Source organism: Cereibacter johrii (assembly GCF_001720585.1).
In the GTDB taxonomy this organism is placed as follows: Bacteria; Pseudomonadota; Alphaproteobacteria; order Rhodobacterales; family Rhodobacteraceae; genus Cereibacter_A; species Cereibacter_A johrii.
On sequence record NZ_MABH01000113.1, the window covers coordinates 1 to 23,910 of the forward strand.

At 68.7% G+C, this 23,910-nt stretch carries 30 protein-coding genes; 6 read left to right on the forward strand and 24 right to left on the reverse strand.

From position 1 onward, the window contains the following. Both A9O63_RS08495 and A9O63_RS08500 read left to right on the forward strand, forming a co-directional pair. Nucleotides 1-607 (forward strand): DUF938 domain-containing protein (locus tag A9O63_RS08495; protein ID WP_084295712.1); only part of this gene is annotated, 607 nt, incomplete at its 5' end. 231 nt (nucleotides 608-838) lie between these two features. Then, nucleotides 839-1,630, forward strand: a complete 792-nt coding sequence (locus tag A9O63_RS08500; RefSeq protein ID WP_069331540.1) for a glycoside hydrolase family 25 protein — start codon at nucleotides 839-841, stop codon at nucleotides 1,628-1,630. Nucleotides 1,631-1,714: 84 nt separating this feature from the next. Here the strand turns inward: A9O63_RS08500 and A9O63_RS08505 are convergent, their stop codons facing one another. The 4 genes from A9O63_RS08505 to A9O63_RS08520 form a co-directional block, all read right to left on the reverse strand. Next, nucleotides 1,715-4,210: a GcvT family protein gene (locus A9O63_RS08505; RefSeq protein WP_069331541.1), complete on the reverse strand. Its 2,496-nt coding sequence runs from the start codon at nucleotides 4,208-4,210 to the stop codon at nucleotides 1,715-1,717. Nucleotides 4,211-4,444: 234 nt separating this feature from the next. Next, complete coding sequence (locus A9O63_RS08510) at nucleotides 4,445-5,227, reverse strand: iron chelate uptake ABC transporter family permease subunit (RefSeq protein ID WP_069331542.1); 783 nt, start codon at nucleotides 5,225-5,227, stop codon at nucleotides 4,445-4,447. Continuing rightward, entirely contained in the window at nucleotides 5,220-5,951 is a 732-nt protein-coding gene (locus tag A9O63_RS08515; RefSeq protein ID WP_069331543.1) for a metal ABC transporter ATP-binding protein, read from the reverse strand. Before A9O63_RS08515 ends, A9O63_RS08510 begins: the two co-directional genes overlap by 8 nt. Continuing rightward, nucleotides 5,948-6,439: a Fur family transcriptional regulator gene (locus A9O63_RS08520; RefSeq protein WP_069331544.1), complete on the reverse strand. Its 492-nt coding sequence runs from the start codon at nucleotides 6,437-6,439 to the stop codon at nucleotides 5,948-5,950. Before A9O63_RS08520 ends, A9O63_RS08515 begins: the two co-directional genes overlap by 4 nt. 68 nt (nucleotides 6,440-6,507) lie before the next feature. On the opposite strand from A9O63_RS08520, the gene A9O63_RS08525 reads away from it, so the two are divergent. From A9O63_RS08525 to gvpA, 3 genes are all read left to right on the forward strand, one after another. Further along, nucleotides 6,508-7,593 carry a metal ABC transporter solute-binding protein, Zn/Mn family gene (locus A9O63_RS08525; protein ID WP_069331545.1) on the forward strand — a complete coding sequence of 362 codons (1,086 nt, stop codon included), beginning with the start codon at nucleotides 6,508-6,510 and terminating at the stop codon, nucleotides 7,591-7,593. A 48-nt stretch (nucleotides 7,594-7,641) separates the two neighbouring features. Then, nucleotides 7,642-8,625, forward strand: a complete 984-nt coding sequence (locus tag A9O63_RS08530; protein ID WP_069331546.1) for an aldose epimerase family protein — start codon at nucleotides 7,642-7,644, stop codon at nucleotides 8,623-8,625. 223 nt (nucleotides 8,626-8,848) lie between these two features. Continuing rightward, complete coding sequence (gene gvpA, locus A9O63_RS08535) at nucleotides 8,849-9,061, forward strand: gas vesicle structural protein GvpA (RefSeq protein WP_002724507.1); 213 nt, start codon at nucleotides 8,849-8,851, stop codon at nucleotides 9,059-9,061. A gap of 8 nt (nucleotides 9,062-9,069) precedes the next feature. Here the strand turns inward: gvpA and A9O63_RS08540 are convergent, their stop codons facing one another. The 14 genes from A9O63_RS08540 to A9O63_RS08600 all read right to left on the reverse strand — a co-directional run bounded on the left by A9O63_RS08540 (nucleotide 9,070) and on the right by A9O63_RS08600 (nucleotide 18,348). Continuing rightward, nucleotides 9,070-10,641, reverse strand: coding sequence for an HAL/PAL/TAL family ammonia-lyase (locus A9O63_RS08540; RefSeq protein ID WP_069331547.1), 1,572 nt, complete (start codon nucleotides 10,639-10,641; stop codon nucleotides 9,070-9,072). Nucleotides 10,642-10,707: 66 nt separating this feature from the next. Continuing rightward, nucleotides 10,708-11,040 (reverse strand): gas vesicle protein K, encoded by a 333-nt coding sequence (locus A9O63_RS08545; protein ID WP_069331548.1) that lies wholly within the window; start codon nucleotides 11,038-11,040, stop codon nucleotides 10,708-10,710. Beyond that, nucleotides 11,037-11,642 carry a GvpL/GvpF family gas vesicle protein gene (locus A9O63_RS08550; RefSeq protein WP_235836944.1) on the reverse strand — a complete coding sequence of 202 codons (606 nt, stop codon included), beginning with the start codon at nucleotides 11,640-11,642 and terminating at the stop codon, nucleotides 11,037-11,039. Before A9O63_RS08550 ends, A9O63_RS08545 begins: the two co-directional genes overlap by 4 nt. Next, on the reverse strand, nucleotides 11,639-11,863 hold the full coding sequence (gene gvpJ / locus A9O63_RS08555) for a gas vesicle protein GvpJ (protein ID WP_069331550.1): 225 nt from the start codon (nucleotides 11,861-11,863) through the stop codon (nucleotides 11,639-11,641). The genes A9O63_RS08550 and gvpJ overlap by 4 nt, the downstream gene beginning before the upstream one ends. Then, complete coding sequence (locus A9O63_RS08560) at nucleotides 11,856-12,554, reverse strand: GvpL/GvpF family gas vesicle protein (RefSeq protein ID WP_069331551.1); 699 nt, start codon at nucleotides 12,552-12,554, stop codon at nucleotides 11,856-11,858. The genes gvpJ and A9O63_RS08560 overlap by 8 nt, the downstream gene beginning before the upstream one ends. Further along, nucleotides 12,551-13,426 carry a GvpL/GvpF family gas vesicle protein gene (locus A9O63_RS08565; RefSeq protein WP_069331552.1) on the reverse strand — a complete coding sequence of 292 codons (876 nt, stop codon included), beginning with the start codon at nucleotides 13,424-13,426 and terminating at the stop codon, nucleotides 12,551-12,553. The genes A9O63_RS08560 and A9O63_RS08565 overlap by 4 nt, the downstream gene beginning before the upstream one ends. Nucleotides 13,427-13,670: 244 nt before the next feature. Continuing rightward, a complete protein-coding gene (locus A9O63_RS08570; RefSeq protein WP_069331553.1) occupies nucleotides 13,671-13,904 on the reverse strand; it encodes a gas vesicle protein GvpG in 234 nt (77 codons plus the stop codon). Further along, nucleotides 13,904-14,668: a GvpL/GvpF family gas vesicle protein gene (locus A9O63_RS08575; RefSeq protein WP_069331554.1), complete on the reverse strand. Its 765-nt coding sequence runs from the start codon at nucleotides 14,666-14,668 to the stop codon at nucleotides 13,904-13,906. The genes A9O63_RS08570 and A9O63_RS08575 overlap by 1 nt, the downstream gene beginning before the upstream one ends. Then, on the reverse strand, nucleotides 14,665-15,198 hold the full coding sequence (locus A9O63_RS08580) for an Hsp20/alpha crystallin family protein (protein WP_069331555.1): 534 nt from the start codon (nucleotides 15,196-15,198) through the stop codon (nucleotides 14,665-14,667). Before A9O63_RS08580 ends, A9O63_RS08575 begins: the two co-directional genes overlap by 4 nt. 1 nt (nucleotide 15,199) lies before the next feature. Further along, nucleotides 15,200-15,514, reverse strand: a complete 315-nt coding sequence (locus A9O63_RS08585; RefSeq protein ID WP_069331556.1) for a gas vesicle protein — start codon at nucleotides 15,512-15,514, stop codon at nucleotides 15,200-15,202. Beyond that, complete coding sequence (gene gvpO, locus A9O63_RS08590; RefSeq protein WP_084295716.1) at nucleotides 15,511-15,819, reverse strand: gas vesicle protein GvpO; 309 nt, start codon at nucleotides 15,817-15,819, stop codon at nucleotides 15,511-15,513. The genes A9O63_RS08585 and gvpO overlap by 4 nt, the downstream gene beginning before the upstream one ends. Before the next feature lie 16 nt (nucleotides 15,820-15,835). After that, complete coding sequence (locus A9O63_RS23075) at nucleotides 15,836-15,979, reverse strand: hypothetical protein (RefSeq protein WP_167354615.1); 144 nt, start codon at nucleotides 15,977-15,979, stop codon at nucleotides 15,836-15,838. A gap of 77 nt (nucleotides 15,980-16,056) precedes the next feature. After that, nucleotides 16,057-16,986 (reverse strand): AAA family ATPase, encoded by a 930-nt coding sequence (locus A9O63_RS08595; protein ID WP_069331558.1) that lies wholly within the window; start codon nucleotides 16,984-16,986, stop codon nucleotides 16,057-16,059. Between the two features lie 141 nt (nucleotides 16,987-17,127). Further along, nucleotides 17,128-18,348: a urate hydroxylase PuuD gene (locus tag A9O63_RS08600; RefSeq protein ID WP_069331559.1), complete on the reverse strand. Its 1,221-nt coding sequence runs from the start codon at nucleotides 18,346-18,348 to the stop codon at nucleotides 17,128-17,130. Nucleotides 18,349-18,552: 204 nt separating this feature from the next. Here A9O63_RS08600 and A9O63_RS08605 point away from each other — a divergent pair, with 204 nt between their 5' ends. Next, the gene (locus A9O63_RS08605; RefSeq protein WP_069331560.1) at nucleotides 18,553-18,927 is read left to right on the forward strand and encodes a DUF2237 family protein; all 375 of its coding nucleotides are present in this window, start codon (nucleotides 18,553-18,555) and stop codon (nucleotides 18,925-18,927) included. A gap of 90 nt (nucleotides 18,928-19,017) precedes the next feature. Here A9O63_RS08605 and trpB read toward each other — a convergent pair whose 3' ends face one another. The 6 genes from trpB to rpsA all read right to left on the reverse strand — a co-directional run bounded on the left by trpB (nucleotide 19,018) and on the right by rpsA (nucleotide 23,905). After that, nucleotides 19,018-20,247 carry a tryptophan synthase subunit beta gene (trpB, locus tag A9O63_RS08610; protein WP_069331561.1) on the reverse strand — a complete coding sequence of 410 codons (1,230 nt, stop codon included), beginning with the start codon at nucleotides 20,245-20,247 and terminating at the stop codon, nucleotides 19,018-19,020. Between the two features lie 14 nt (nucleotides 20,248-20,261). Then, on the reverse strand, nucleotides 20,262-20,708 hold the full coding sequence (locus A9O63_RS08615) for a GNAT family N-acetyltransferase (RefSeq protein WP_069331562.1): 447 nt from the start codon (nucleotides 20,706-20,708) through the stop codon (nucleotides 20,262-20,264). Next, nucleotides 20,705-21,343 (reverse strand): phosphoribosylanthranilate isomerase, encoded by a 639-nt coding sequence (locus A9O63_RS08620; RefSeq protein WP_069331563.1) that lies wholly within the window; start codon nucleotides 21,341-21,343, stop codon nucleotides 20,705-20,707. Before A9O63_RS08620 ends, A9O63_RS08615 begins: the two co-directional genes overlap by 4 nt. Further along, nucleotides 21,343-21,723, reverse strand: coding sequence for a LapA family protein (locus tag A9O63_RS08625; protein WP_069331564.1), 381 nt, complete (start codon nucleotides 21,721-21,723; stop codon nucleotides 21,343-21,345). The genes A9O63_RS08620 and A9O63_RS08625 overlap by 1 nt, the downstream gene beginning before the upstream one ends. Before the next feature lie 40 nt (nucleotides 21,724-21,763). Then, entirely contained in the window at nucleotides 21,764-22,045 is a 282-nt protein-coding gene (gene ihfB, locus A9O63_RS08630) for an integration host factor subunit beta (protein ID WP_002724542.1), read from the reverse strand. A 174-nt stretch (nucleotides 22,046-22,219) separates the two neighbouring features. After that, nucleotides 22,220-23,905 carry a 30S ribosomal protein S1 gene (gene rpsA, locus A9O63_RS08635; RefSeq protein ID WP_009564251.1) on the reverse strand — a complete coding sequence of 562 codons (1,686 nt, stop codon included), beginning with the start codon at nucleotides 23,903-23,905 and terminating at the stop codon, nucleotides 22,220-22,222. Nucleotides 23,906-23,910 lie beyond the last annotated feature (5 nt).

Sequence of the window (23,910 nt, forward strand, 5' to 3'; positions counted from 1 at the left end):
GCCGACCGGGCCGGATGGCCGCCGCCACGCGCCCTCGGCCGACCGCAATGCCGACGCGATCCTCGCCGTCCTGCGCGCCGAGGCACCCGAGGGGCGGATGCTCGAGATCGCCGCCGGCACCGGCCAGCATGCCGCGCGCTTCGCGGCGGCGCTTCCGGCCCTTCTGTGGCAACCGACGGATGTGGATCCGGGCAACCTGCCCTCGATCGAGGCCTGGCGGAAGGCTTCCGGTGCGCCGAACCTGCGCCCGCCGATCCTCCTCGACGCCACCCGGCCCGGATGGCCCGCCCACCATCCCTGCGAGGCGCTGCTGATCGTGAACCTCCTGCACCTGATCGCCGAGACGGAGGCCGCGGCCGTCCTCCATCATGCCGCCTCTGCCCTGACCCCGGGCGGCACGCTCTTCCTCTACGGCCCCTTCCTGCGCAAGGGCCGCCCCGGCAGCGCAGGCGACGAGAGCTTCGATAGGAGCCTGCGCGCCCAGAACCCGGAGATCGGCCTCAAGGACAGCGCCTGGGCCGAGGAACGGCTAACGGACGCGGGCCTCGCCGCGCGCAGGATCGAGATGCCCGCGCACAATCTGATGTTCGTGGCACGCCGGACCTGAAGGATCCGGCAGCGGCGTCTGCGCCCTCGGGCGCCGCCGACGTCGGCCCCCGGCCGCGGGGCCCCGCCTCCCGACCTCGTGGCGCGGTCCCGCGGCTCCCTCCCTCGCCTTGCACTTCCGCCCGGAGGGCCCGGCTCCCGCAGGGGCGGCCGCGAAACGTGCTCCGAGGGGTGACAGGCGTCCTCTCTTGCGGCACAGTCGCGCCTGTTCTCCTCATCGCTCCGGAGCCCCATGACCCGACGCCTCCTAGCCCTCGGCCTCGCCGCGCTGCTCCTTTCCTGCGGCCGGCCGGACGTCATCGCCGAACTGCCCTCCGGCCAGACCGTCACCGTCGCACAGCCGAGCTTCGGCGATGCCAGGCCCCACCCCTGGAGCGGCCGGGCGCCCTCGAGCTACCAGGTCCACGGGATCGACGTCTCGCGGTTCCAGGGCCCGATCGACTGGCCCACGGCCGCCTCTGCCGGCGTCTCCTTCGCCTTCATCAAGGCCACCGAAGGCGGCGACCGGGTCGATGCCGCCTTCCACGAGAACTGGCGCGGCGCCGGCCGCGCAGGCGTCCCGCGCGGGGCCTACCATTTCTTCTATTTCTGCCGTCCGGCCTCGGAGCAGGCCGACTGGTTCATCCGGACCGTGCCGAAGTCCGCCCGCGCCCTGCCGCCGGTGCTCGACATGGAATGGAACCCCTTCTCGCCGACCTGCACCTTCCGGCCCGAACCCGCGGTCGTCCGGGCCGAGGCGCTCACCTTCCTGCGCCGGGTCGGCGCCCATTACGGCAGGCGCCCGATCGTCTACACGACGATCGACTTCTTCGAGCGCAACGAGATGTGGCGCCTCACCGGATACGACTTCTGGCTCCGCTCCGTCGCCGCCCATCCGCACGAGCGCTATGCGGGCCATCCCTGGACCTTCTGGCAATATACCGGCACCGGGATCGTGCCGGGCATCGGCAAGGTCACCGACATCAACGTCTTCAACGGCGACGCCAGCCGCTGGGCCGCCTGGCTCGCCCTCAACCTGCGCTGAGCCTTTCACGCTGGTCCAAATATCCTCGGGGGGAGCCGCCGGCCCCGGCCGGCGGCGGGGGGCAGACAGCCCCCGCCTTCGGGATCAGCCGTCCTGACGGATCCGGGCGTTCTTCGGATCGTAGGGCGAGTCCTCGGCCACCACGGCCTCGTAGGTCTCGCGGAACATGCGCAGCTGCAGCTTCGTGCCCACCTCGGCCAGATCGGGGCGGACATAGCCCATGCCGATCTGCTTGCCGAAGGCCACCGACCAGCCGCCCGAGGTGAGCCGGCCCACCTTCTCGCCGTTCAGAAGCAGCGCCTCCTTGCCCCAGGGATCGGCATCCGCCGGCCCGTCGATCAGCAGCGTCACGCATTTCGAGCGGATGCCGGTCGCGAGCATCGCCTCCTTGCCCTGGAAGTCCTTGCCGAGGTCGATGAACCGGTCGAGCCCCGCCTCCATCGGCGTCGCATCGCGGCCGAGCTCGTTGCCGAAGGCGCGGTAGCTCTTCTCCTGCCGCAGCCAGTTCTGCGCCCGGGCCCCCACGAGCTTCAGCCCGTGCTTCTCGCCCGCCTTCAGCAGCAGATCCCAGAGATAGGTCGACATCTCGATCGGATGGTGCAGCTCCCAGCCGAGTTCGCCCGTATAGGCCACCCGCACGGCGCGCACCGGGCACATGCCGAGCTCGATGTCGCGGTAGCTGAGCCAGGGGAAGCGCTTGTTCGAGAGCCGCGTGGCGGGGTCGGCGTCCTTCACCACCTCGTTCAGGATCGCCCGTGCGTTGGGGCCGGCCAGCGCGAAGACGCCCCACTGGGTCGTCACGTCGTGGATGTCGATCCAGCCGAAATCGCCGATCCTGTCTTCGGCGCATTTCTTCAGCCAGTCGGCGTCGTAGGCGGTCCAGGCCCCGGCCGACACGAGGTAATATTCGTTCTCGGCCAGCCGCACGATGGTATATTCGGTGCGGGTCGTGCCGGTGGGCGTCAGCGCATAGGTCAGGTTGATCCGCCCCACCGCCGGCAGCTTGTTGCAGGTGAACCAGTCGAGGAAGGCCGTGGCGCCCGGGCCGCGCACCAGATGCTTGGTGAAGGCGGTGGCGTCGATCAGGCCCGCGGTCTCGCGCAGCGCCTCGGCCTCGGCGCGGGCGAACGGATGCCAGGCGCCGCGGCGGAAGCTGCGGGATTCGTGGTCGAATTCGGCCGGCGCATCCGCAGGCCCGTAGTAGTTCGGCCGCTCCCAGCCATTGACCTGCCCGAACTGCGCGCCGAGCGCCTTCTGCCGGTCGTAGACCGGCGCGGTGCGCAGCGGACGGCAGGCTTCGCGCTCCTCGTCGGGATGGTGGAGGATGAAGACATGCTCGTAGCATTCCTCGTTCTTGCGCGCCGCATAGTCCGTCGTCATCCAGCTGCCGTAGCGCCGGGGATCGAGCGAGGCCATGTCGATCTCGGCCTCGCCTTCCGTCATCATCTGCGCGAGATAGTAGCCGGTGCCGCCCGCCGCGGTGATGCCGAAGCTGACCCCTTCCGCCAGCCACATGTTGCGCAGGCCCGGCGCGGGGCCGACCAGCGGGTTGCCGTCGGGCGTGTAGCAGATCGGCCCGTTGTAGTCGTCCTTGAGGCCCACGGTCTCGGACGAGGGGATCCGGTGGATCATCGACATGTACTCCGCCTCGATCCGCTCGAGATCGAGGGGGAAAAGGTCGGCGCGGAAGCTCGAGGGCACGTCATAGAGGAAGCGGGCCGGGGCGTTGCGCTCGTAGGGGCCGAGGATCCAGCCGCCGCGCTCCTCGCGGACATACCATTTGGCATCGGCGTCGCGCAGGACGGGGTGCTGCGGATTGGTCTTGCGCCATTCGACCAGAGCCGGGTCGGGCTCGGTCACGATATACTGGTGCTCGACCGGAATCGCCGGGATCTTGATGCCGAGGAGCCGCGCCGTGCGCTGCGCATGGTTGCCGGTGGCGGTCACCACATGTTCGGCATGGATCTCGAAGCTCTCCTCGGTCGGCACGAGGTTGCCGCCCTGCTCGGCCATCCGCACGCAGGAGACGATCCACTCGCTGCCCGTCCAGCGGTAGCCGTTGACCTGGATCCTGCGCTCGATGGTGCAGCCGAACTGCCGCGCGCCCTTGGCCATGGCCTGCGTCACGTCGGCGGGATTGATGTAGCCGTCCTGCGGGTGGAAGAGCGCGCCCTTGAGATCCTCGGTGCGGACCAGCGGCCAGCGCTCCTTGATTTCCTTCGGGGTCAGGAATTCGTGATAGACCCCCGCCGTCTCGGCGACGGAGGAATAGAGCATGTATTCGTCCATCCGCGCATCGGTCTGGGCCATGCGCAGGTTGCCCACGACGTAGAAGCCGGGGTTGAGCCCGGTCTCGGCCTCGAGCCCCTTGTAGAAATCGACCGAATATTTGTGGATGTGGGTGGTGGCGTAGCTCATGTTGAAGAGCGGCAGAAGCCCTGCGGCGTGCCAGGTGGAGCCCGCGGTGAGCTCGTCGCGCTCGACCAGCATCGTGTCCCATCCGGCCTTGGCGAGATGGTAGGCGATGCCGTTCCCGACAGCACCGCCGCCGACGACAAGGGCTTTCACATGGGTCTTCATCCGCGCACTCCGTCACCGCAGGGTTTGCCGCATCAATGACTGATCGCCGCCGCTGCGGAGAGGTGAGCCCGACATTTGGCGTCCGAAAACGACATGGGCGCGGATGGTGCGACGGAATGCCCGGAGCCGGCCGTGGCGCGGGGGGCTTTGCGCCCCCCGTCCGCCGCCGCAGGCGGCGGCGGACTTCGCCTGCGGCGAAGCCCCCCGCAGGATATTTGGGCAGAGTGAACGGGGTCAGGCGCGCCGCAGGAGCGCCGAGACGAGGAAGGCCAGCGCCGCGGCCGCGACGATCGAGGGGCCGGCCGGCGTATCGAAGGCCAGCGAGGCGCCAAGGCCCGCAAGGCTTGCGCCCGCGCCGATCAGGGCCGCGAGCAGCGCCATCGGCTCGGGGTTGCGGGCAAGGCCGCGCGCGGCCGCAGCCGGGATGATGAGCATGGCCGAGATCAGGAGCGCCCCCACCACCTTCAGCGCGACCGCCACCGTCACCGCGAGCGCGAGGGTGAGAATCAGCCGCTCGCGCGCGGGGTCGATGCCGGAGGCCGCGGCCAGATCCTCGTTGGTCGTGGCCGTGAGGAGCGCCGACCAGCGCCAGAGGAGAAGCGCCAGCACGAGCGCCGCCCCCGCCCAGATGAAGGCCAGATCCGGCACCGAGACGGCGAGGATGTCGCCGAAGAGCCAGGCCGAGAGATCGGTGCGCACCGAGGGCAGGAAGCTCACCGCGACGAGGCCGAAGGCCAGCGCCGAATGGGCCAGCACGCCCAGCATCGTGTCCATGGCCCAGCCGCGGCCGCTGAGCGTGGCCACGGTCGCGGCCATGACCAGCGCCACCGCGAGGGTGCCGAGCCCCACCGGCAGTTCGGTGGCGAGCGCCAGCGCCACGCCGAGGATGGCGGCATGCGAGGTGGCGTCGCCGAAATAGGCCATGCGGCGCCAGACGACGAAGGCGCCGAGCGGCCCCGCCGCCAGCGCCACGCCGATGCCCGCGAGCGCCGCGCGGATGAGGAAATCGTCAAGCATGATGGCACTGATCGTGGGTGTGGTCGTGATCGTGTTCGTGGCGGTAGAGCGCGAGCGCCCCCTGGGTGCCGTGGCCGAAGAGCGCGCGATATTCCGGCGCGTTCGAGACCACGCGCGGCGTGCCCTCGCAGCAGACATGGCGGTTGAGGCAGATCACCCGATCCGACGCCGCCATCACCACATGCAGATCGTGGCTCACCATCAGGATCGCGGCGCCGGTCCTGGAGCGCACCTCCTCGATCAGCCGGTAGAAGGCCGCCTCCCCCGGCTGGTCGAGCCCCTGCGTCGGCTCGTCGAGCATCAGGAGTTCCGGCTCGGTCAGGAGCGCGCGCGCCAGAAGGACACGCTGGAACTGCCCGCCCGAGAGATCGGCGAGTTGCCGATCCGCCACCTCGGGCACGCCCACCCGCTCCAGCGCCGCGGCGACCTCGGCAGGCGCGCGGCGGCGCGGCAGCGACAGGAAGCGCGCGGCCGTGAGCGGCAGCGTGCCGTCGACCTGCAGCCTCTGCGGCACATAGCCGATCCGGAGCCCCGGCTTGCGGCTCACGCGGCCCGCAGCCGCGGGCAGGATCCCCAGAAGGGCCCGCAGGAGCGTGCTCTTGCCCGAGCCGTTCGGGCCGACGATGGTCACGATCTCGCGGGGCGCGACCGACAGGCTCACGTCCGACAGGATCTCGTCCCGCCCCCGCCGCACGGCGAGGTGATGGGCGGCGATCAGGGTCATGCAGCCTCCCGGCAGGCGGGACAGAGGCCCACGGCCTCGATGTTCGTCCGCTCGATCTCGAAGCCGAGCCGCGCCGCCGCCGCATCCAGCGCGGCCCGCACCGCCTCGGCCGGCGCCTCGGCCACCGCGCCGCAGCGGCTGCAGATCAGGAAGGCCGGCGCATGGGCCTCGCCCGGATGCATGCAGGCGGTGAAGGCGTTGAGCCGGCGGATCCGATGCGCGAGTCCCTGCTCGACGAGGAAATCGAGCGCACGATAGGCCACGGGGGGCTTGTTGCCGAATCCCTCCTGCGCCAGCCGCTCCAGCACCTCGTAGGCGCCGAGCGCCCGGTGCTCCTCGAGGAGGATCTCGAGCGTGCGCCGCCGGACCGGGGTCAGGCGGGCCCCGGCCGCGGCCGTGGCCTCCTCGGCATGGGCGAGGAGGGATGCCGCGCAACGGCTGTGATCGTGCGGCGCGAATGCCGCGGTGCCTCCGGTGTCGGCGGTCATCCTCTCCCCCATTGACGCGTTATGATATAACGTAATAAACCTGCGCCCATCTCAAGGAAAGGCAGACCATGCGTTATACCATATCAGTCGCTCTCGCCAGCCTGCTCGCGGGCCCGGCCCTGGCCGAGGTGCCGCGCGTGGTGACGGACCTGCCGCCGGTCCATTCGCTGGTGGCGCAGGTGATGGGCGATCTCGGAGAGCCGGATCTCCTGCTGGGTCAGGGAGCGGATCCGCACTCCTTCCAGCTGCGCCCGAGCCAGGCACGCGCGCTCGCCAATGCCGATCTGGTGGTCTGGATCGGGCCGGAGATGACCCGCTGGCTCGAGCGCGCGCTCGAGGGCCGCAAGGGTGAGGAGCTGCGCCTGATGCAGGTCGAGGGCACGCATCTGCAGGACTTCGGCGAAGGCGCGGCGCACGACCACGCCGGGGACGCGCACGATCACGGGGACGAGGGTCACGATCACGCCGGGGACGCGCACGACCACGCGGACGAGGGTCACGACCATGCCGGCGAAGGGCACGATCACGCGGACGAGGGCCACGACCACGCCGGGGACGCGCACGATCACGCGGACGAGGGCCACGATCACGTCGGGGACGCGCACGATCACGGCGAGCATGAGGGCCACAGCCACGCGGGCCTCGACCCCCATGCCTGGCTCGATCCGGAAAATGCGCAGCTCTGGCTTGCGGCCGTCGCCCGTGAGCTGGGCCACCTCGATCCCGGGAATGCGGCAACCTACGCGGCGAATGCCGAGGCCGCCCGGGCAGCGCTGGCCGAGCTCGACCGCGCAACGGCCGCCCGGCTGGAGCAGGCGCAGAACCAGCCGTTCTACGTCTTCCACGATGCCTACGGCTATTTCGCCGGCCACTACGGGCTGACCGTACAGGGCAGCGTCTCGGCGGGCGATGCGGCCGCGCCGGGGGCGGCGCATCTCGCGGACCTTCGCGCGGAGATGGCGGGCGCGCCGCGCTGCATCTTCCCGGAGGCGCAACATGACTCGAAGCTCGCCTCGCAGATCGCGCAGGAGACGGGCGCGAAGGCCGGCCCGGCGCTCGATCCGTCGGGCAGCACGCTGGAGCCGGGCCCGCAGCTCTACGCGAACCTGATCCGCGGCCTCGCCGACGGCATCCTCTCCTGCGTCGCCCCTTGACCTCGCGCGGCCTCCGGCGCAGCCTGCCCGCCCGCACCGGAGGCGCCCATGACCCTCACCCGCTTCGGCACCGCCCCTGACGGGCGGGCCGTCCACCGCATCGCCCTGGCCGCAGGAGACCTTCGCGTGGCCCTGCTCGACCGGGGCGCCATCCTGCAGGACCTGCGTCTGGCCGGGATCGGCTGGCCGCTCACGGCAGGCGCGACCGACCTCGCGGCCTATCTCGGGCCGCTCCGCTGGTTCGGCGCCATCGTCGGTCCGGTCGCAAACCGCATCGGCGGCGCGCGGGCCTGCATCGACGGCAGGCCAACCAGCTTCGTGCCGAACGAGGGCCAGACGCTCCTCCATTCCGGGGCAGAGGGAACCCATGCCCGGCACTGGCAGCCGATCGAGATCGAGGCGGGCCGCGCGCTCTTGCGGCTCGAACTCGCTGACCGCATCGACGGATTTCCCGGCAACCGGCGGATCGAGGCCGAGTTCGTGCTGGACCCGCCCGCGACGCTGCGGCTGATCCTCACGGCGGTCACGGATGCGCCGACGCTGATGAACCTCGCCAACCACAGCTACTGGACCCTCGATGCCGAGCCCGGGATCGGCGGCCAGCACCTGCAGATCGCGGCGGAACACTGGCTTCCGGTCGAGGCCGGCCTGCCCACGGGCGAGGTTCGCCCCGTGTCAGGCGCGATGGACTTCCGCGCGGGCCGCCCGCTCGGGGAGGCCGAGGGGATCGACCACAATTTCTGCCTCGCCAGCGCGCCCCGGGATCTGACCGAGGTGGCGCGCCTCACCGGCCGGTCGGGCGTCCGTCTCACCCTCGCCACCACGGCCCCGGGTTTGCAGGTCTATACCGGCCGCGAGATCGACAGCGGGCCCTTCGCGGGCCACGGGGGCAGGCCTCTGCGGGCCTTCGACGCCATCGCGCTCGAGCCGCAGCTCTGGCCGGACGCGCCGAACCGGCCGGAGTTCCCCGCGATCGCCCTCGCCCCGGGCGAAACCTTTCGTCAGGAGACGCGCTTCTCCTTCTCCGCCTGACCCCGCCGGCCCACCGGCTGCATCCCGCAGCTCCGCGAGCGGGACGTGCCGAGGGCCTCCCGGCTCGACCGCTTCGGCAGGGGCAAGAGGCGGCTCGGCATCCTGAGCCGGGCGCCCCGTCTCGTTATCCTGCATCTTACCTGTTCATTTCCGTTTGACCTTTTGCCGGTAACTCTGTGGGGACCGCATGAGCGGACAACCCTGCAAGATATCGAGGAAGATAATGGCCATTGAGAAAAGCGTTGCCTCCGCTTCGATCGCGGAAGTCATCGATCGCATTCTGGACAAGGGCGTCGTGATCGATGCCTTCGTGCGTGTGTCCCTCGTCGGGATCGAGCTGATCGCCATCGAGGTCCGCGCCGTCGTGGCCTCGATCGAGACCTGGCTCAAATATGCCGAGGCCGTGGGCCTCACCGTGGACCCCGCCACGACCTGAGGCCGCGCTCAGACGGGAGATTGCTGCAAGAGGTGTGTGGCGAGCGCGGCAATTTCCTGTCCCAGTGGCCGGTCCGTCTCAAGCGGCGGGAACTGCTCGCGCAGAGCCTCCACCAGCCTCCTTCCGGCGGGAGAAATCCCGTCGAGACCGCTGCCACAGCGCAGCTCCGCAGCTTGTGCGACACAGAGGGCCAGAATCGCAAGGATCTCCGCCCATCGGTCGATCTTCTCGCGGCAGAGGTGCGCGGCGATGGTCCCCAGCGAAACCACATCCTGATTGGCGGCGTTCGTGGAAATCGAATGGATCGAGGCGGGCCCCGTTGCCCGCATCTCGGCCAGAAGCGCAGTCGCCGTCACCTGTGCTCCCATGAAGCCGGAATTCAGCCCGGCGGGACCCCGGTGGAGGAAGGGGGGCAAGCCCCGGTTCAGCCTTTCATCCGTCAGACGCGCAATCTGGCGCTCCGCGAGGCCCGCCAGAACGGTGACGGCCGAGGCGAGCGCATCGGAAGTCAGCGCCACATGCTGGCCCATGAAATTCCCACCATGCAGGGCGGGCACGCGACCATCGGGCGGAAGCACCGGATTGTCGGTCACCGCGTTCAGTTCGATCGTCAGCACACGGTCATGCCATGCGAGCGTGTCGAAGCCCGCCCCGAGAACCTGCGGAGCGCAGCGCAGGCTGTAGGCATCCTGCCCCGCCTCCGACTCCGTCCCGATATCGCCGGCAGCCAGCCTCCGCTCGGCAGTGACGGTCCGGACCACCCGCGCGCTGCCTTCCACCCGGGCGCGCAACCTCGCTGCGGCATCCTGCTGTCCGGGATGCGGCCGCAGGGCGGAGAATTCCTCGGCCCATGCTTCGGTCCGGCCCCCCAGACATTCCGCAAGCAGGGCCGTCAGCGCCACCGCCCAGTCGCCGAGGTGGCGGCAGGCCCGAGCATTCACCAAAGCGATCCCGGTCATGGCAGAGGTTCCGTTAACCAGCGCCAACGCATCGCGATGGGAGAGGTCGAGCGGTTGCAGCCGTCCGCGCCGAAGCCCTTCTGCACCGTCAAGCCGCGTCCCGTCCCGGTCCAGGAAGTCTCCTCGCCCCTGAAGGCAGAGCACCATATGCGCAAGCGGCGTCAGGTCGCCCGACGCGCCGACCGTGCCGCGTCTTGGAACGGCAGGAGCGAGCTCGGAATTGAGCAGGTCGATCAGGCGAGCGATGGTGCCCTCGCTCGCGCCCGAGGCCCCCTGAGCGATCGACACCAGACGCGCCAGAACCATCGCGCGCGCTGTCGTCCAGTCGAGCACCGGCCCCACGCCGCTGGCCAGATGATGGACCAGATTGGCCTGCAGCGTTCGGACATTCTCACCTGAGATCAGACGGTTCGCGAAGGGGCCGAAGCCGGTCGTCAACCCGTAGACGTGGCGGGCCTCGCGGACAATGGCGCCGAGCCGCGCTTCGGACGCACCGCACCGGTCGCGCGCCGGAGCGGCAAGGACGATCCGCGCGCCGCCGCTCGCCACGGCATGGGCCTCGTCCAGATCGATGTGGCGATCCAGCTCGACGGCCGGCTTCAAAGGACTCATGGCGAGCATTGGCTTCACTCCCTGTCTTCTCGTCGACGGTAGTGGAAGCTGGTTAATGCAGAGTTTCTTGCCGCTTCAGATCGTCCGCCCCAGCGGGCCCAGATCGAGCGAGAGATCCGCCGGCGTCAGGCCGAAACGGGCCGCCATCTCGTGGATGGCCGCCTCGGCCCGCATCAGCGTCGTGCCAAGCTGATCCTGCTGGCTCTCGCTCAGCGAGCCCGCCTCCATTCTGCGGATGGCCTGCAACTCCATGATCTGCCTCAGCATCTCCATCAGCCCCAGCAGAATGCGGGCCAGATCGTGCTCGAGCCGGTCCGGGTCGAGCGCGATGCGGGGCGCCGTAACCGGGGTCTCCGTCGGCGGCAGACGGTCGTCGCGCAGCAGAAGCGGAGGAAAAGGATGTGTCATGCTGTCTCCCAACTGATGAAGGCGTAAGGCGGCCAAGGGCCGGTCACCGTGCAGGCGGACCAGAGGGCATCGCCGATCCGCAGGCGTTCGTGAAGCTCGTGAAGCACAGGATGCGTCTCCGCCGCCGGAACCAGGAGATTGACCTGGACTTCGTCCTGAAGCCGCCCCGGGATGCAGCGAACTTCTCCGAGCAGCGACATCATCTGCGTGAGCACCGTGCGCAGCCGCGCCCGATGCGCCGAGGCGTCCCGGCGGGCGCGCAGCCAGCCGGCTCCGGTTTCCGCGGCATCGGGCAAGCTGGGGGCGACCAACCGCGCCGACACCGTCAGTTGCCGCTGTCGGCCGAGCCGATCGATTTCTTCGGCGAGCGCGTTCGTCCGCCTGCCACACCAGGCAAGCGCCTCGTCGATGGCAATGACGGCCGCAGGTGGGAGCGGCAGGAAGGTCTCGCAGTGCCGCATGGCGGCCAGATGCAGCCGAACGCGGCTGCGCGCGTCCCCCGCCATGGCCCGCGGAGCGCAAACGAGGTGAAGCCCCGCGCAGGAAAGCGCGCAGCAAGGCGACAGAACAGGTCCTTCGCGGGCGAGGCCGATGGGAATCATGCTGTGTCCGGCACTGTGCGTTGCAGCCGATCCGGGTTCGCCAGCAGCAGGTCGAGCCCGAGAAAGACGAGATCCACATCCGCCACCGTGAGCCAGAGTTCTCCCCTGATCGCGATGCCTTGCGACAGAAGGGCATCCACCACGTCGACAAGGCGCCGGTTGCAGCTTTGCAGCGCGTCCTCAGCCGTCGCGAACTGGAGGATCGGGGCGGAGTCAGTCATGATCGGAGGTCTCCGTCAGGAAGGAAAAGGGAGCGCAGGGGCCGATCAGTCGGACGGAGAGGGCGAGGCGAGATCCAGCACGGGAACAGGCCTCTGCCGCCTCCAGCAGGACTGGCTCCCGATCCCGGACGACAAGAAGGGAGAGATCAAGCAGCGGGCCGTCGGGCTTCAATGGACGCGCCCCCGCCCCGCAAGATAGCGAGGCCAGCTCTTCGGCCATGGTTCTCGCAAAGCCCGCCCGTTCCCGAGCCAGATGACGTCTTTGATCGTGACGGGCGGAGCGGGCCTTGAGGAAGGCGGATCCCGAGGCCAGCGCTGGCGCCCCGGCGTCCGCGACCTGTTCCGCGATCAATTGGACGACATATTCCGCCCGGCCCGCCAGCCTTTCCATTCCGGCATCGAGGGTTGCGCGTTCAGCGTCCAGATGGCGCCTCACGGCGGCGATACCAGTGAAGGCCGCGCCGAGAGCGACCGGAAGGACATCCTCGGTCGCGGCATAGGCGGACAGGATGGCGTTCTGCGCGAGAGCGGCCTGCACGGCCCATTCAGGCGAAGCGGGATCCGAGGGCAGACAATCAAGCGAAAGGAGAATCGCCGCATAGGCATCGCCGTCCAGGCGCAGGTGCGGACGAGTTTTCGCGGGGCAGCTTCCGCGGCCGGAGACCACTCCCAGAAGAAGGAGACCGCTCATGCGGCGTCCTCCAGGTCGGCGGGCACGGCCTGACCTTCGGACCAGATGCGTACCAGATGCAGGTCTCCGCCCGATGCGGCGCATCGCGTGAGCAGGTCCAGCACGTCGGCCGCGGCAAGGATCTCCGCCCGCTCCGCCTCTGCGGCGCGCAGCAGAAGGTCGCGCCGGAGCGCCCGGAGGCGGATCGGGTCGACGGGCCCTTCCAGACCGAATCGGTGACGGGCGCGGCGGATCGCCGCCGAAGATACCCTGCGGAAGGTGAGGCTGGCGAAGGAGACGGGCGGCGACGGGCCGATCTGGCGGATCCTGAGCCCCTCTGTCCAGAGCGCATCAATCTGCTCGAGGGAACGGTCGAGATCGTCGGTTCGACTCTGCGGCAGAAGGAGTGCCTGGTTGGCAAGCAGATCGTCCCGCAGCGGGAGATTGACGTGCTGCTCCGCCACCCCCGCCAGGGCTTCCGCAATCCGGTCAGCGAACCTGAGCCGAAGGTCCTCGGCCGTCTCCTCTGGCTCCGTGCGTGTGGGAGCCAGCCCCGCGTCCCATTGGACGAGAACTTGGAACTGCACCCGTCCGGCGAGACGCCTCAGTTCCTGTCTGAGCCGCGGGCCGTTTGCCGCGAGTGCAGCGGCAGCTTCGGCAGGTGTGAGACCACTGCCGGAGAGAGCGGGCAGCACCGTGCCGCAAGCCATCAGTCGCTCGAGCACCGCCTGCCTGCGTGCAGCATGTTCCAGAAGCGCGCGGCGACCGCTCAGCCGTCCGGGTGGCGAACCGAGGATGGCGGTCAAGCCTGCCTCGCAGACGGCCTCGGTGCCTTCGGGGAGAACGGAAGGCGGATGACCCTCCAGCACGGCGACGATCTCCCGGAGCCTCATCGCGCGGTCCCTTCCAGCGAAAAGATCATGCATTCTCGAGTGGCGGCGAAGCATTGCAGCCCCTTCCGAGCAGCCAGAACATCCGCCATGGCAGCTTCCCGTTCAGGCGACAGGTCCTCGCCGATGATCCGGAACGGTGCGTCTCGTCCGGCCTCGCCACCAGGCACCGCGAGCCGTCTGGGGATCTGTCGGCCTGAGGGCGCGCAGCCGCTCGCATCGGCCTTCGACCTTTCCGCTGGGAGCATCATGTCGCCGCCCCTTTGAGCCGCTCGAGAAGATCGAGTTCGATGGCGTCGTAGCTCTCCTCGGAAAGCTCACCCGCGAGCAGTTGCCGCTCGGCTTCCACCAGAGCCGCCCGCAGCGCGGCGGGATCGTTCCAACTCTGTTCGGCCGCCTCGCCGATCCGGGCGGCAATCCACAGGGTGCCGTCGAACGGACCCCGAACCGGCAGTGTCAGAAGGGAGGTGAGCAAGCCCATCAGGCAACCTCTTCGCTGCGGGGCGCGAGAACGAGATCGACGAAATTGAACATGGGCACTGGTCCTATCACGCGAAGGGACGGTTCGGCTGTCGGGGCGAAGCTGCAGTCGGCCGCGGCCTTCACAAGCGCAGCAGCCAGAAGATCCTGGGCTCCATCCTCGATCAGCACGTCGACGGCAAAGACCTGAACGTCGGAGTCCGGCACCCGCAGACGATGATCCACCCAAAAGGGACGGAGGCTCTGGAGCAGGAGACGTTGCGCTTCGCCGCGCCGTGCATCCAGCCGCTCTGCCAGCCGGCGTCCGAACTCGGCCTGCGCCATGGGATCGGGCCTGCGCAGCGCCAGAAGCCGGGCCCGCTCCGCGGCCAGATCGGGCGCGGCGGCAAGGGTCGCGGCGAGGGCCGGCTCACGGGGAAACGACAGGCGCAGACCGAGTTCCACCCGGTCGCGCACGCGGTCGAAGGCGGCGCAGAGTTCGGTGAGGCGCGACGCCAGCATGGCCGCGACCTCGGCGAGGTTCGATGCCATCATCCCGAACCGCATCGGAAGCAGGTTGCCGAACCAGGACGCCGCCTCGAGCACTTGGGTATGGGCGAGGAGCAGGCGGCGGCGCGGCAGAATGTCGGCCTCTGCGGCGGAACTGTAGATCAGGATGCCTCCCGGAAGCGCTGCGAGCGCGAGCGGCCCGGTGCCCCCTGCCATGCCGGCCAGGACCTCGTGGCCGGAGGCCGGTTCCTCGAGCAGGCCGTAGAGATAGATCATGGCGCCTCCGGAAGCGGAGCGGTCAGGTCGAGGATACCGCTCTTGAGCGAGATCCGGATGTCGGCGAGCCCGACGCCGGGCGGGAGGGGGAACCGCCCCTCATAGCGCCTGCCGCTCCCCTCGGCCGAAATCAGGAGATCGCCTGCGTCGAACCCCAGAGTGAGATCCTCCTCCGAAACGCCCGGCAGATCCGCCTGAAGCTGCCACGTCCGGCCCACCGTCGCGATGTCCGCCTGAATGGGCCGGGCGGGAACAGGCGGTTTCTCGACCGTCTCCTCATGCACCGGGCCCGGTTCGGGCCCTGCACTGCCGAAGTCGGAGGCGTAGCGCACGCGGATACGCGTCTCGGTGCGGATCGGGCCCATCCCGAGGTCGACCGTCTGGTCCCGCCGGATCTCCCTGCTCTGGCCCGACTCGAGGCGACTTGTCATGTCGGAAAGGGCGCTGCCGAGCGCGCTGAGGAGGCGGCCGAACCTCAGCTCGATGTCGGCGGTCGTCCTGCCGGGGCCCGGATTCTTCTCGTCGCTCATCTCATCCCTCGCGTGCTGCGGCCAGTTGTCCGATCTGGGTCTCGATCCGCTCGAGCCGGTCCAGCAGCGCGGCCGAACCGTCGGAGGCGGGCGCCTGTGTGCTGCAGAGGCGAGGATCGCTCTCCCACCAGTTGATCCCCATCTCCCGCGCCTTGTCGACGGTGGCGACCAGAAGGCGCAGGCGGATCGTCAGGAGCTCGATCCCCACGAGCGAGATCGAGATGTCGCCGGCGATCACGATCCCCTTGTCGAGGATCCGCTCGAGGACATCGGCCAGACTGTCCTGCTGGAGCGGGCTCTGCATCTCGAAGCTCATGAGAGCCCGCCCTCCTCTCGGTGGTAGCGCCCGAGGCGCTGGAAACCGCCGACGCGCCCCTGCGGCGTCACCCGGATCTCGTAGGCACAGAGCAAGTCGTTGCGCCCGATCTTGGCCGAGCTTTCGATGACATCGATCACGACGCGCCAGTCGCCGCCCTCGGTCTGCGAGCAGTTCGCCACCGCGTCGATGCGGCCGCCGTTCATGGTGGTGAAGGCCCGCCGCGCCACGGCGATGACTTCGAGCATCGTCAGCGCGGCCTGACCGGGCTCGGCGCTGAAGGCGAGGGTCTTGGGCTGGTCCATCATCCGTCCTCGCCCCTCAGCGGCCCAGCAGGGCGAGCAGGATCTCGCGCTCGCGCTTGCGCCGCTCCAGATCCTGCGCGCAGCGGGCCATCCGGCTCCGGGCTGTCTCCAGCGCCTTCTCGAGCCGGCTGACGTCGAACTCGAGCCGCACGAGATGCATCGCCGCCTCCTTCGGTGTCCGGGCGAGAGCCGGCGAGGTCCGGCACGGCCGCCGGGCCGAGGTCGCTTTCGGGCTCTTCATCGGGCAAGCTCTCCGGTCGTGGGGGTGGCCAGCTTCGCCTCGAGCGAGACCGCATCGGCCTCGAGGCCGCGGCCCCGCAGCACATCCGCCGCGATCTCGGCCAGAGCCGCGTCGCTCAACCGGCCCGCCAGACGGAGCGGGGCGGCAAGCCGGGCCACGAGAATGGCCGTGCGCATCGACGGCGGCGCCTGAGTCTCCTCCGTGCGCTGGACGGACAGGACCAGCTCCACGATGCGGCGCGCGGTGGCGGGATCGAGCCCGCTGCGCAGCGCGACGATACCCGCGAGCGTGGGCGCCGAAGGCTCCTCGAGCCGCAGGGTCACCATCCGGTCGATCAGGGCGTCGGGCGCTGCCTTGACCCCCCGATAGTCATGCGGGTTCGAAGTCAGCAGGACGCGGAAGTCGGGATGCGCCTCGATATAATGTTGCCGGCTCGCGCCGTCGGTCGAGACGAGAACCCCTTCTTCGAGAACCGAAAGAAGAGCGGCATTGGCCTCGGGCGAGGCGCGGGTGAATTCGTCGTAGAGGAAGGTATGGCCGCACCGCATGGCCTGCCCGAGGATCGACTCCTTCCAGTCGATCCGCGCGCTCTGTTCGGTCCGCCGGACGCTCTGGATATAGCGGTCCACGACGCTGGTCACGGTCTGGCCGATCTCGCCGCCGATGAAGTCGCGGCTGCCCAGCCATTCGTTGCCGGTCATGAAGGCCACGGGCCGCCCGAGCGCCTGCGCGATGCGCAGCGCGAGCGTCGTCTTGCCGAGACCGGCCGGTCCGGCGAGATGGACGCAGACGCCCGCCCGGGCATATCCCAGCGCGCGCGCGAAAACCGCCTCCGTCTCGGCATTCTGGAAGTATCGGCCGCTCCGCCGGAGGCCGAGCCAGGGATTCTCGACCAGGGCGGCGTCGATACCGGCCGCATGCGGCAAGGATGGGCTCAGGACAGTCACGTTCGGCGACCTCGTTCTTCCGGTCGCCCCAGAAGACGCGAGTCAGTTTAAGGACGGATTAAGCCGAACCGGATTTATCGAGACCTCCTCCCCTTCCTCGGCGGGCCGCCCGTCGAACCGTCAGCCCGCGACCGAGCGATACCAGCGCACGATCGCGGCCCGCTCCTCGGGCTCCATGTAGCTCAGGTTCCCGGGCGGCATGGCATGGGTGATCCCGGCCTGCAGATAGATCCGCCGCGCCTCGTGGGCGACCTGCGCGGCCGTCTCGAGCCGCACGTTCTTCGGCGGCCAGTGAAGGCCGTCCCAGCCCGGCTCGGCCGCATGGCACATCGAACAGCGCCCCGCCACGATGTCCGTCACTTCCGCAAATCCCTCGGCTGCCGCAAAGCGCGCAGCGCGGCCGTCGAGCGCCGCCTCCTCCGGCAGGCCCCGCATCGGTGCGGTCGAGAGCCAGGCGATCACGAGGAAGATCACCGCCGTCGCCGCCCAGGTCCAGTGCGGATTGCCCCTGCGCGCGTGGCGCGAGTTGAACCAGTGCCGGATCGTGACCCCCATGAGAAAGACCAGCGAGGCGATCAGCCAGTTGAACTCGGTGGCGAAGATCAGCGGGTAATGGTTCGACAGCATGAGAAAGATCACCGGCAGCGTCAGATAGTTGTTGTGCGTGCTGCGCTGCTTGGCGATCTCGCCGTATTTCGGGTCCGGCCGCCGCCCGGCCTTGAGGTCGGCCACCACGATCCGCTGGTTCGGCATGATGGTCAGAAAGACGTTCCCGCTCATGATGGTGGCGGTGAAGGCCCCCAGATGCAGAAGCGCCGCCCGTCCCGAGAAGATCTGCGTATAGCCCCAGGCCATCGCGACCAGCACGCCGAACAGCAGGAGCATCAGCGCGGTCGGATGCCGCCCCACCGGCGAGCGGCAGAGCCCGTCATAGACCAGCCAGCCACCGCCCAGCGAGGCGAGCGACAGGGCCACCGCCTGCCAGACCGAAAGCTCCATCACCGTCGGGTCGATGAGAAAGAGCTCGGCCCCGACATAGTAGAGCAGCACCAGCATGGCGAAGCCCGAGAGCCAGGTCGCATAGCTCTCCCACTTGAACCAGGTCAGATGCTCGGGCAGGAAATCCGGTGCGACGAGATATTTGTTGATGTGATAGAAGCCGCCGCCATGCACCTGCCATTCCTCGCCATGGGCGAGCGGCGGCAGGGAGGGCGTCTTGCGCAGGCCGAGGTCGAGCGCGATGAAATAGAAGGACGAGCCGATCCAGGCGATGGCCGTGATGACATGCGTCCAGCGGGCGGCGATCATCACCCATTCCCAGAGCACGGCATAGTCATACATCGGCGAAGCTCCCCGGCTGCGGCCCTCGAGGGCCTGTCCTCCCGTTGTTCCCGGATCGCGCGGAAAGTGCAATCACTCCGGCGCAGGCGGCCCCGGCCTTCGCCGCCCTGCGCCCTCTCCGAAGAAACCCGAAGCCGGTCCGCCAGTTTGTCCTTCGCAGCGCCGCCCCGCTCGGGCAGAGTGGTGCGAAAGGGAGACGGAACCATGATGGAAGCCTCGATCAACGTGCTGGGCGGGCCGCTCGAAAGCTGCGGGACCGACCCGGTCACCGGCTTCTTCCGCAACGGCTGCTGCGACACGGGCACCGCAGACCGCGGGATGCACACGGTCTGCGCGCTGATGACGGCCGAATTCCTCGCCCTGTCGAAATATCTCGGCAACGATCTCTCGACGCCCAGGCCCGAATTCGGCTTCCAAGGACTGAAGCCCGGCGACCGCTGGTGCCTCTGCGCCGGCCGCTTCCTGCAGGCCCACGAGGAGGGCGCCGCCCCCCGGGTGCGCCTCGGTGCCACCCATCGCCGCACGCTCGAGGTGGTCCCGCTCGAGGTGCTCAAACTTTACGCGATCGACCTCGCCTGAGCCGCGGCAGCTCTCACTCTGGAAAAATATCCTCGGGGGGAGCCCGGCCCGGAGGGCCGGGCCGGGGGGCAGACAGCCCCCCGCGCGCGGTCAGATCTTCATGTCGAAGCCCAGATGCTTCGCCACCGTGAAGATGTCCTTGTCGCCCCGCCCGCACATGTTCATCACGATGATATGGTCGCGCGGCAGCGTCGGCGCGATCTTGATGACATGGGCGAGCGCGTGCGACGGCTCGAGCGCGGGAATGATCCCCTCGAGCGCGCAACAGAGCTGGAAGGCCTCCAGCGCCTCGGCATCGGTGATCGAGACATATTCCGCCCGGCCCGTGTCATGGAGCCAGGCATGCTCGGGCCCGATGCCCGGATAATCGAGCCCGGCCGAGATCGAGAACCCCTCGAGGATCTGGCCGTCCGCATCCTGCAGCAGATAGGTCCGGTTGCCGTGCAGCACGCCCGGGCGCCCGCCGGTCAGCGAGGCGCAATGTTCCATCCGGTCGTCGACGCCCTTGCCTCCGGCCTCGACGCCGACGATCCGCACCGACGGATCGTCGAGGAACGGGTAGAAGAGCCCCATGGCGTTCGACCCGCCGCCGATCGCGGCCACGAGCGTGTCGGGCAGGCGGCCCTCCTCCTGCTCGGCCAGCTGCCAGCGCACTTCCTTGCCGATGATCGACTGGAAGTCGCGCACCATCGCCGGATAGGGATGCGGGCCGGCCACCGTGCCGATGCAGTAGAACGTGTCGCGCACGTTGGTCACCCAGTCGCGCAGCGCGTCGTTCATCGCGTCCTTCAGCGTCCCGCGCCCGGAGGTCACCGGCACCACCTCGGCGCCCAGCAGCCGCATGCGGAACACGTTCGGCGCCTGCCGTTCGACATCGTGCGCGCCCATGTAGACCACGCATTTCAGCCCAAACTTGGCGCAGACCGTCGCCGTCGCCACGCCATGCTGGCCCGCGCCCGTCTCGGCGATGATCCGGGTCTTGCCCATGCGGCGGGCGAGGATGATCTGGCCCAGCACATTGTTGATCTTGTGCGCGCCGGTGTGGTTCAGCTCGTCACGCTTGAGATAGATCTTCGCCCCGCCGAGATGCTCGGTCAGCCGCGGCGCGAAATAGAGCGGCGAGGGACGACCGACGTAGTTCTTCCACAGGTCCTCCATCTCGGCCCAGAAGTCCGGGTCGGTCTTGGCATGTTCATAGCGCGCCTCGAGATCGAGAATCAGCGGCATCAGCGTCTCGGACACGAAGCGTCCGCCGAAGATGCCGAAGCGACCCTGCTCGTCGGGGCCGGTCATGTAGCTGTTGATGCCGTCCTCGGCCATGGCGCGCACTCCTGTCAGTCCAGCGCCCGTTTATACCCGATGTGCGAAGCGGTAAAGCCGAGCCGCTCGTAGAAGCGGTGCGCCCGCTCGCGCGAGCGATGGGTGGTGAGCTGGATCAGCGTGGCTCCGGCCGCCCTCGCGCGCGCCTCGGCATCGGCCATGAGATCCGCCCCGATACCCTGCGAGCGCAGGTCGGAGGCCACCCGCACCGCCTCGACCAGCGCGCGCGTCGCGGCCCGGAGCGACAGGCCCGGCAGGATCGCGAGCTGGTAAGTGGCGACCACCCTGCCCTCCTGCTCGCCCACGATCAGGAACATCCCCGGGGATGCGGCCATCCGGTCGAAGGCCGAAAGATAGGTCTCGGGCGGGGCGGTCTCGCGCTGCGCCCCCAGCGCATCGTCGGCAAGAAGCGCCACGATGGCCGCCACATCCTCCCGTCGCGCGACGCGGAAGCGGATCACCGGGCGGCTTTCAGGAAGGCCGCGATCCGGGCCGGATCCTTGACGCCCGGCGCCGATTCGACCCCCGAGGAGACATCGACCTGCGACGCCCCCGTGCGCCGGACAGCCTCGGCCAGATTTTCGGACGTCAGTCCGCCCGCCAGCATCCAGGGCCTGATCCAGTGCCGCCCCGAGATCAGGCGCCAGTCGAAGGACAGACCATTGCCGCCGGGCAGCGCCGCGCCCCTGGGCGGCTTTGCATCGATCAGGATCTGGTCGGCCGCCAGCGACTGTTCGAGGATCTGCGGCAGGTCGCCCTCGTCCGCCACGCCCACGGCCTTCATGACCGGCAGCCCGTAGCGCGCCCGCACCGCGGCCACCCGCTCGGGGCTTTCGCCCCCGTGAAGCTGCAGCATGTCGAGCGGCACCGCCTCGACGATGGCGTCGAGCGTCTCGTCGCTGGCGTCGACCGTCAGCCCCACCTTGGCGATCCCCGGCGGCGCCGCAAGCGCGAGCCGTTGCGCCTGCGCGAGCTCGAGATGACGCGGCGACTTCGGGAAGAACACGAGACCGACGTAGGCCGCGCCCGAGGACGCGGCCGCCTTCACATCCGACTCCGTCCGCAGTCCGCAGATCTTGACGCGGACTCCTGCCATCAGGCCGATTTCGAGAGCGCGGTCAGAACGTCGTTCTTCGGCGCGCCGACGGCGGTGCCGGTCTCGACCTTGGATTTGAGCGTGGAGACTTCGCGCTGCAGCGTCTTCACTTCCTTCGACTTGCGGCGCACTTCGGCACGATGCTTGTGCTCGCGCATCCATTCCCAGAAGAAACCGATGAGCAGGCCGGCCACGATCCCGCCGAAGATCACGGCGTAGAGCGGCAGCTGCATCGACCAGGCAGCCCAGCCCGTGCCCACGAAAGTCGCCAGGTTATCCGGCATGAGTCTCACCGTCACCGGATCCCGGTGAGCGAGCGCGACGGTCAGGAGCACGACCGCCAGGACGACGAGGAACAGAATACGCAACCAACGGATCATAGGGGTCCTGCTCACCAATCAGAGGGGCAATGCCGCGCCGTCACTTCGTGTTCAGGCGGTCACGCAGCAGCTTGCCGGTTTTGAAGAAGGGAACCTTCTTGTCTTCGACTTCGACGGCTTCACCCGTTCTCGGGTTGCGGCCGACTCTGGCATCCCGGGCCTTGACCGAGAATGCGCCGAATCCGCGCAGCTCCACCCGGTCGCCACGGGCCAGAGCCTCGATGATCTCCTCGAAGACCGTGTTCACGATCCGCTCGACATGGCGCTGGGTGAGGTGAGGATTCTCGTCGGCTATTTTCTGGATCAGTTCCGATCGGATCATCCTTGCCCCCCTGAGCCGCCTTCGGCGGACGATTATGCCAAGGAAGGATAGAGGAAAAATTTGCGCCGCACAAACTGGAAAACCGTGGAATAAGGGGCACTTCCGCGAGATGGGCGGAGAAATGCGAAGGGCCCCGCGCAGCCGCGGGGCCCTCCGATCGTCCCTGAGGCGACCTCAGCCGCGATCGCTGTTGCGCAGCGCCGCACCGAGGATGTCGCCCAGCGAGGCGCCCGAATCGGACGAACCGTACTGTTCGACGGCTTCCTTCTCTTCGGCGATCTCGCGGGCCTTGATCGACAGGCCGAGGCGACGGGTCTTGGCATCCACGTTGGTCACGCGGACATCCACCTTGTCGCCCACCTGGAACCGCTCCGGGCGCTGGTCGGCACGGTCGCGCGACAGGTCCGAACGGCGGATGAACGACTTCATCGAGTTGTATTCGACCTCGATGCCGCCATCCTCGATCGCCGTCACGGTCACGGTGATGACCGAGCCGCGCTTCACGCCTTCGATGGCTTCCGAGAAGGTGTCGTCGCCGAGCGCCTTGATCGAGAGCGAGATCCGCTCCTTGTCGGTGTCGACCTCGGTCACCACCGCCTTCACGACGTCGCCCTTGCGGTAGTTCTGGATGGCTTCCTCGCCGCGCTGATCCCAGCTGAGATCCGAGAGGTGCACCATGCCGTCGATATCGTGCTCGAGACCCACGAACAGACCGAATTCGGTGATGTTCTTGACCTCGCCCTCGATCGGCGTGCCGACCGGGTGGGTTTCGGCAAAGACTTCCCACGGGTTGCGCATGGTCTGCTTGAGACCGAGCGACACGCGGCGCTTGGCGCTGTCGATTTCCAGCACCATGACGTCCACTTCCTGCGAGGTCGAGACGATCTTGCCGGGGTGCACGTTCTTCTTGGTCCAGCTCATTTCCGAGACATGGACCAGACCCTCGACACCGGCTTCCAGTTCGACGAACGCGCCGTAGTCGGTGATGTTGGTCACGCGGCCCTTGTGGACCGAGCCGATCGGATAGGCTTTTTCCACCGCATCCCACGGATCCGACTGGAGCTGCTTCATGCCCAGGCTGATGCGGTGGGTTTCCTTGTTGATCTTGATGACCTGGACCTTCACGGTCTCGCCGATCGACAGGATCTCGGACGGGTGGTTCACGCGGCGCCACGCCATGTCGGTGACGTGCAGCAGGCCGTCCACGCCGCCGAGGTCGACGAACGCACCGTATTCGGTGATGTTCTTGACCACGCCGTCAACGGTCTGGCCTTCGAAGAGGTTCGAGATGACCTCGGCGCGCTGTTCGGCGCGGCTCTCTTCGAGGATCGCGCGGCGCGACACGACGATGTTGCCGCGGCGACGGTCCATCTTCAGGATCTGGAACGGCTGCTTCATGCCCATCAGCGGGCCGGCATCGCGCACCGGACGGACGTCGACCTGGCTGCCGGGCAGGAAGGCCACGGCGCCGCCGAGATCGACGGTGAAGCCGCCCTTGACGCGGCCGAAGATCGCGCCTTCGACGCGGGTCTCGTTGGCATAGGCCTTCTCGAGACGGTCCCAGGCTTCCTCGCGCTTGGCCTTGTCACGGCTGATGACGGCCTCGCCACGGGCATTCTCGACCCGGTCGAGATAGACCTCGACCTCATCCCCGACCGAAATGTCGACCGAGCCCGACATGTCGGCGAATTCCTTCAGGTCGACGCGGCCTTCCATCTTGTAGCCGACGTCGATGATGGCCTGGCCCGCCTCGACGGCGATGACCTTGCCCTTCACGACCGACCCCTCCTGAGGGGTGTCGATCTGGAGGCTCTCGTTCAGGAGGGCCTCGAATTCTTCCATGGTTGCTTTAGCGCACATGCAGT

Coding starts and splice junctions, on each gene's coding strand:
- A9O63_RS08575 (WP_069331554.1), bottom strand. CDS start 14,668: ATGATCTATCTCTACGGCCTGCTCGAGGAACCGGCCTCCGGCCACGAG.
- A9O63_RS08515 (WP_069331543.1), bottom strand. CDS start 5,951: ATGACCCTGATCGCCGCCCATCACCTCGCCGTGCGGCGGGGGCGGGAC.
- A9O63_RS08545 (WP_069331548.1), bottom strand. CDS start 11,040: ATGACACATCCTTTTCCTCCGCTTCTGCTGCGCGACGACCGTCTGCCG.
- A9O63_RS08585 (WP_069331556.1), bottom strand. CDS start 15,514: ATGAGCTTCGAGATGCAGAGCCCGCTCCAGCAGGACAGTCTGGCCGAT.
- A9O63_RS08550 (WP_235836944.1), bottom strand. CDS start 11,642: ATGATTCCCATCGGCCTCGCCCGCGAAGGACCTGTTCTGTCGCCTTGC.
- A9O63_RS08625 (WP_069331564.1), bottom strand. CDS start 21,723: ATGATCCGTTGGTTGCGTATTCTGTTCCTCGTCGTCCTGGCGGTCGTG.
- gvpA (WP_002724507.1), top strand. CDS start 8,849: ATGGCCATTGAGAAAAGCGTTGCCTCCGCTTCGATCGCGGAAGTCATC.
- A9O63_RS08570 (WP_069331553.1), bottom strand. CDS start 13,904: ATGGGCTTGCTCACCTCCCTTCTGACACTGCCGGTTCGGGGTCCGTTC.
- A9O63_RS08520 (WP_069331544.1), bottom strand. CDS start 6,439: ATGACCGCCGACACCGGAGGCACCGCGGCATTCGCGCCGCACGATCAC.
- A9O63_RS08540 (WP_069331547.1), bottom strand. CDS start 10,641: ATGCTCGCCATGAGTCCTTTGAAGCCGGCCGTCGAGCTGGATCGCCAC.
- A9O63_RS08500 (WP_069331540.1), top strand. CDS start 839: ATGACCCGACGCCTCCTAGCCCTCGGCCTCGCCGCGCTGCTCCTTTCC.
- A9O63_RS08505 (WP_069331541.1), bottom strand. CDS start 4,210: ATGAAGACCCATGTGAAAGCCCTTGTCGTCGGCGGCGGTGCTGTCGGG.
- A9O63_RS08605 (WP_069331560.1), top strand. CDS start 18,553: ATGATGGAAGCCTCGATCAACGTGCTGGGCGGGCCGCTCGAAAGCTGC.
- A9O63_RS08580 (WP_069331555.1), bottom strand. CDS start 15,198: ATGAGCGACGAGAAGAATCCGGGCCCCGGCAGGACGACCGCCGACATC.
- gvpJ (WP_069331550.1), bottom strand. CDS start 11,863: ATGACTGACTCCGCCCCGATCCTCCAGTTCGCGACGGCTGAGGACGCG.
- A9O63_RS08525 (WP_069331545.1), top strand. CDS start 6,508: ATGCGTTATACCATATCAGTCGCTCTCGCCAGCCTGCTCGCGGGCCCG.
- A9O63_RS08565 (WP_069331552.1), bottom strand. CDS start 13,426: ATGAGGCTCCGGGAGATCGTCGCCGTGCTGGAGGGTCATCCGCCTTCC.
- A9O63_RS08530 (WP_069331546.1), top strand. CDS start 7,642: ATGACCCTCACCCGCTTCGGCACCGCCCCTGACGGGCGGGCCGTCCAC.
- A9O63_RS08600 (WP_069331559.1), bottom strand. CDS start 18,348: ATGTATGACTATGCCGTGCTCTGGGAATGGGTGATGATCGCCGCCCGC.
- A9O63_RS08510 (WP_069331542.1), bottom strand. CDS start 5,227: ATGCTTGACGATTTCCTCATCCGCGCGGCGCTCGCGGGCATCGGCGTG.
- A9O63_RS08620 (WP_069331563.1), bottom strand. CDS start 21,343: ATGGCAGGAGTCCGCGTCAAGATCTGCGGACTGCGGACGGAGTCGGAT.
- ihfB (WP_002724542.1), bottom strand. CDS start 22,045: ATGATCCGATCGGAACTGATCCAGAAAATAGCCGACGAGAATCCTCAC.
- gvpO (WP_084295716.1), bottom strand. CDS start 15,819: ATGGACCAGCCCAAGACCCTCGCCTTCAGCGCCGAGCCCGGTCAGGCC.
- A9O63_RS23075 (WP_167354615.1), bottom strand. CDS start 15,979: ATGCATCTCGTGCGGCTCGAGTTCGACGTCAGCCGGCTCGAGAAGGCG.
- rpsA (WP_009564251.1), bottom strand. CDS start 23,905: ATGTGCGCTAAAGCAACCATGGAAGAATTCGAGGCCCTCCTGAACGAG.
- A9O63_RS08560 (WP_069331551.1), bottom strand. CDS start 12,554: ATGAGCGGTCTCCTTCTTCTGGGAGTGGTCTCCGGCCGCGGAAGCTGC.
- trpB (WP_069331561.1), bottom strand. CDS start 20,247: ATGGCCGAGGACGGCATCAACAGCTACATGACCGGCCCCGACGAGCAG.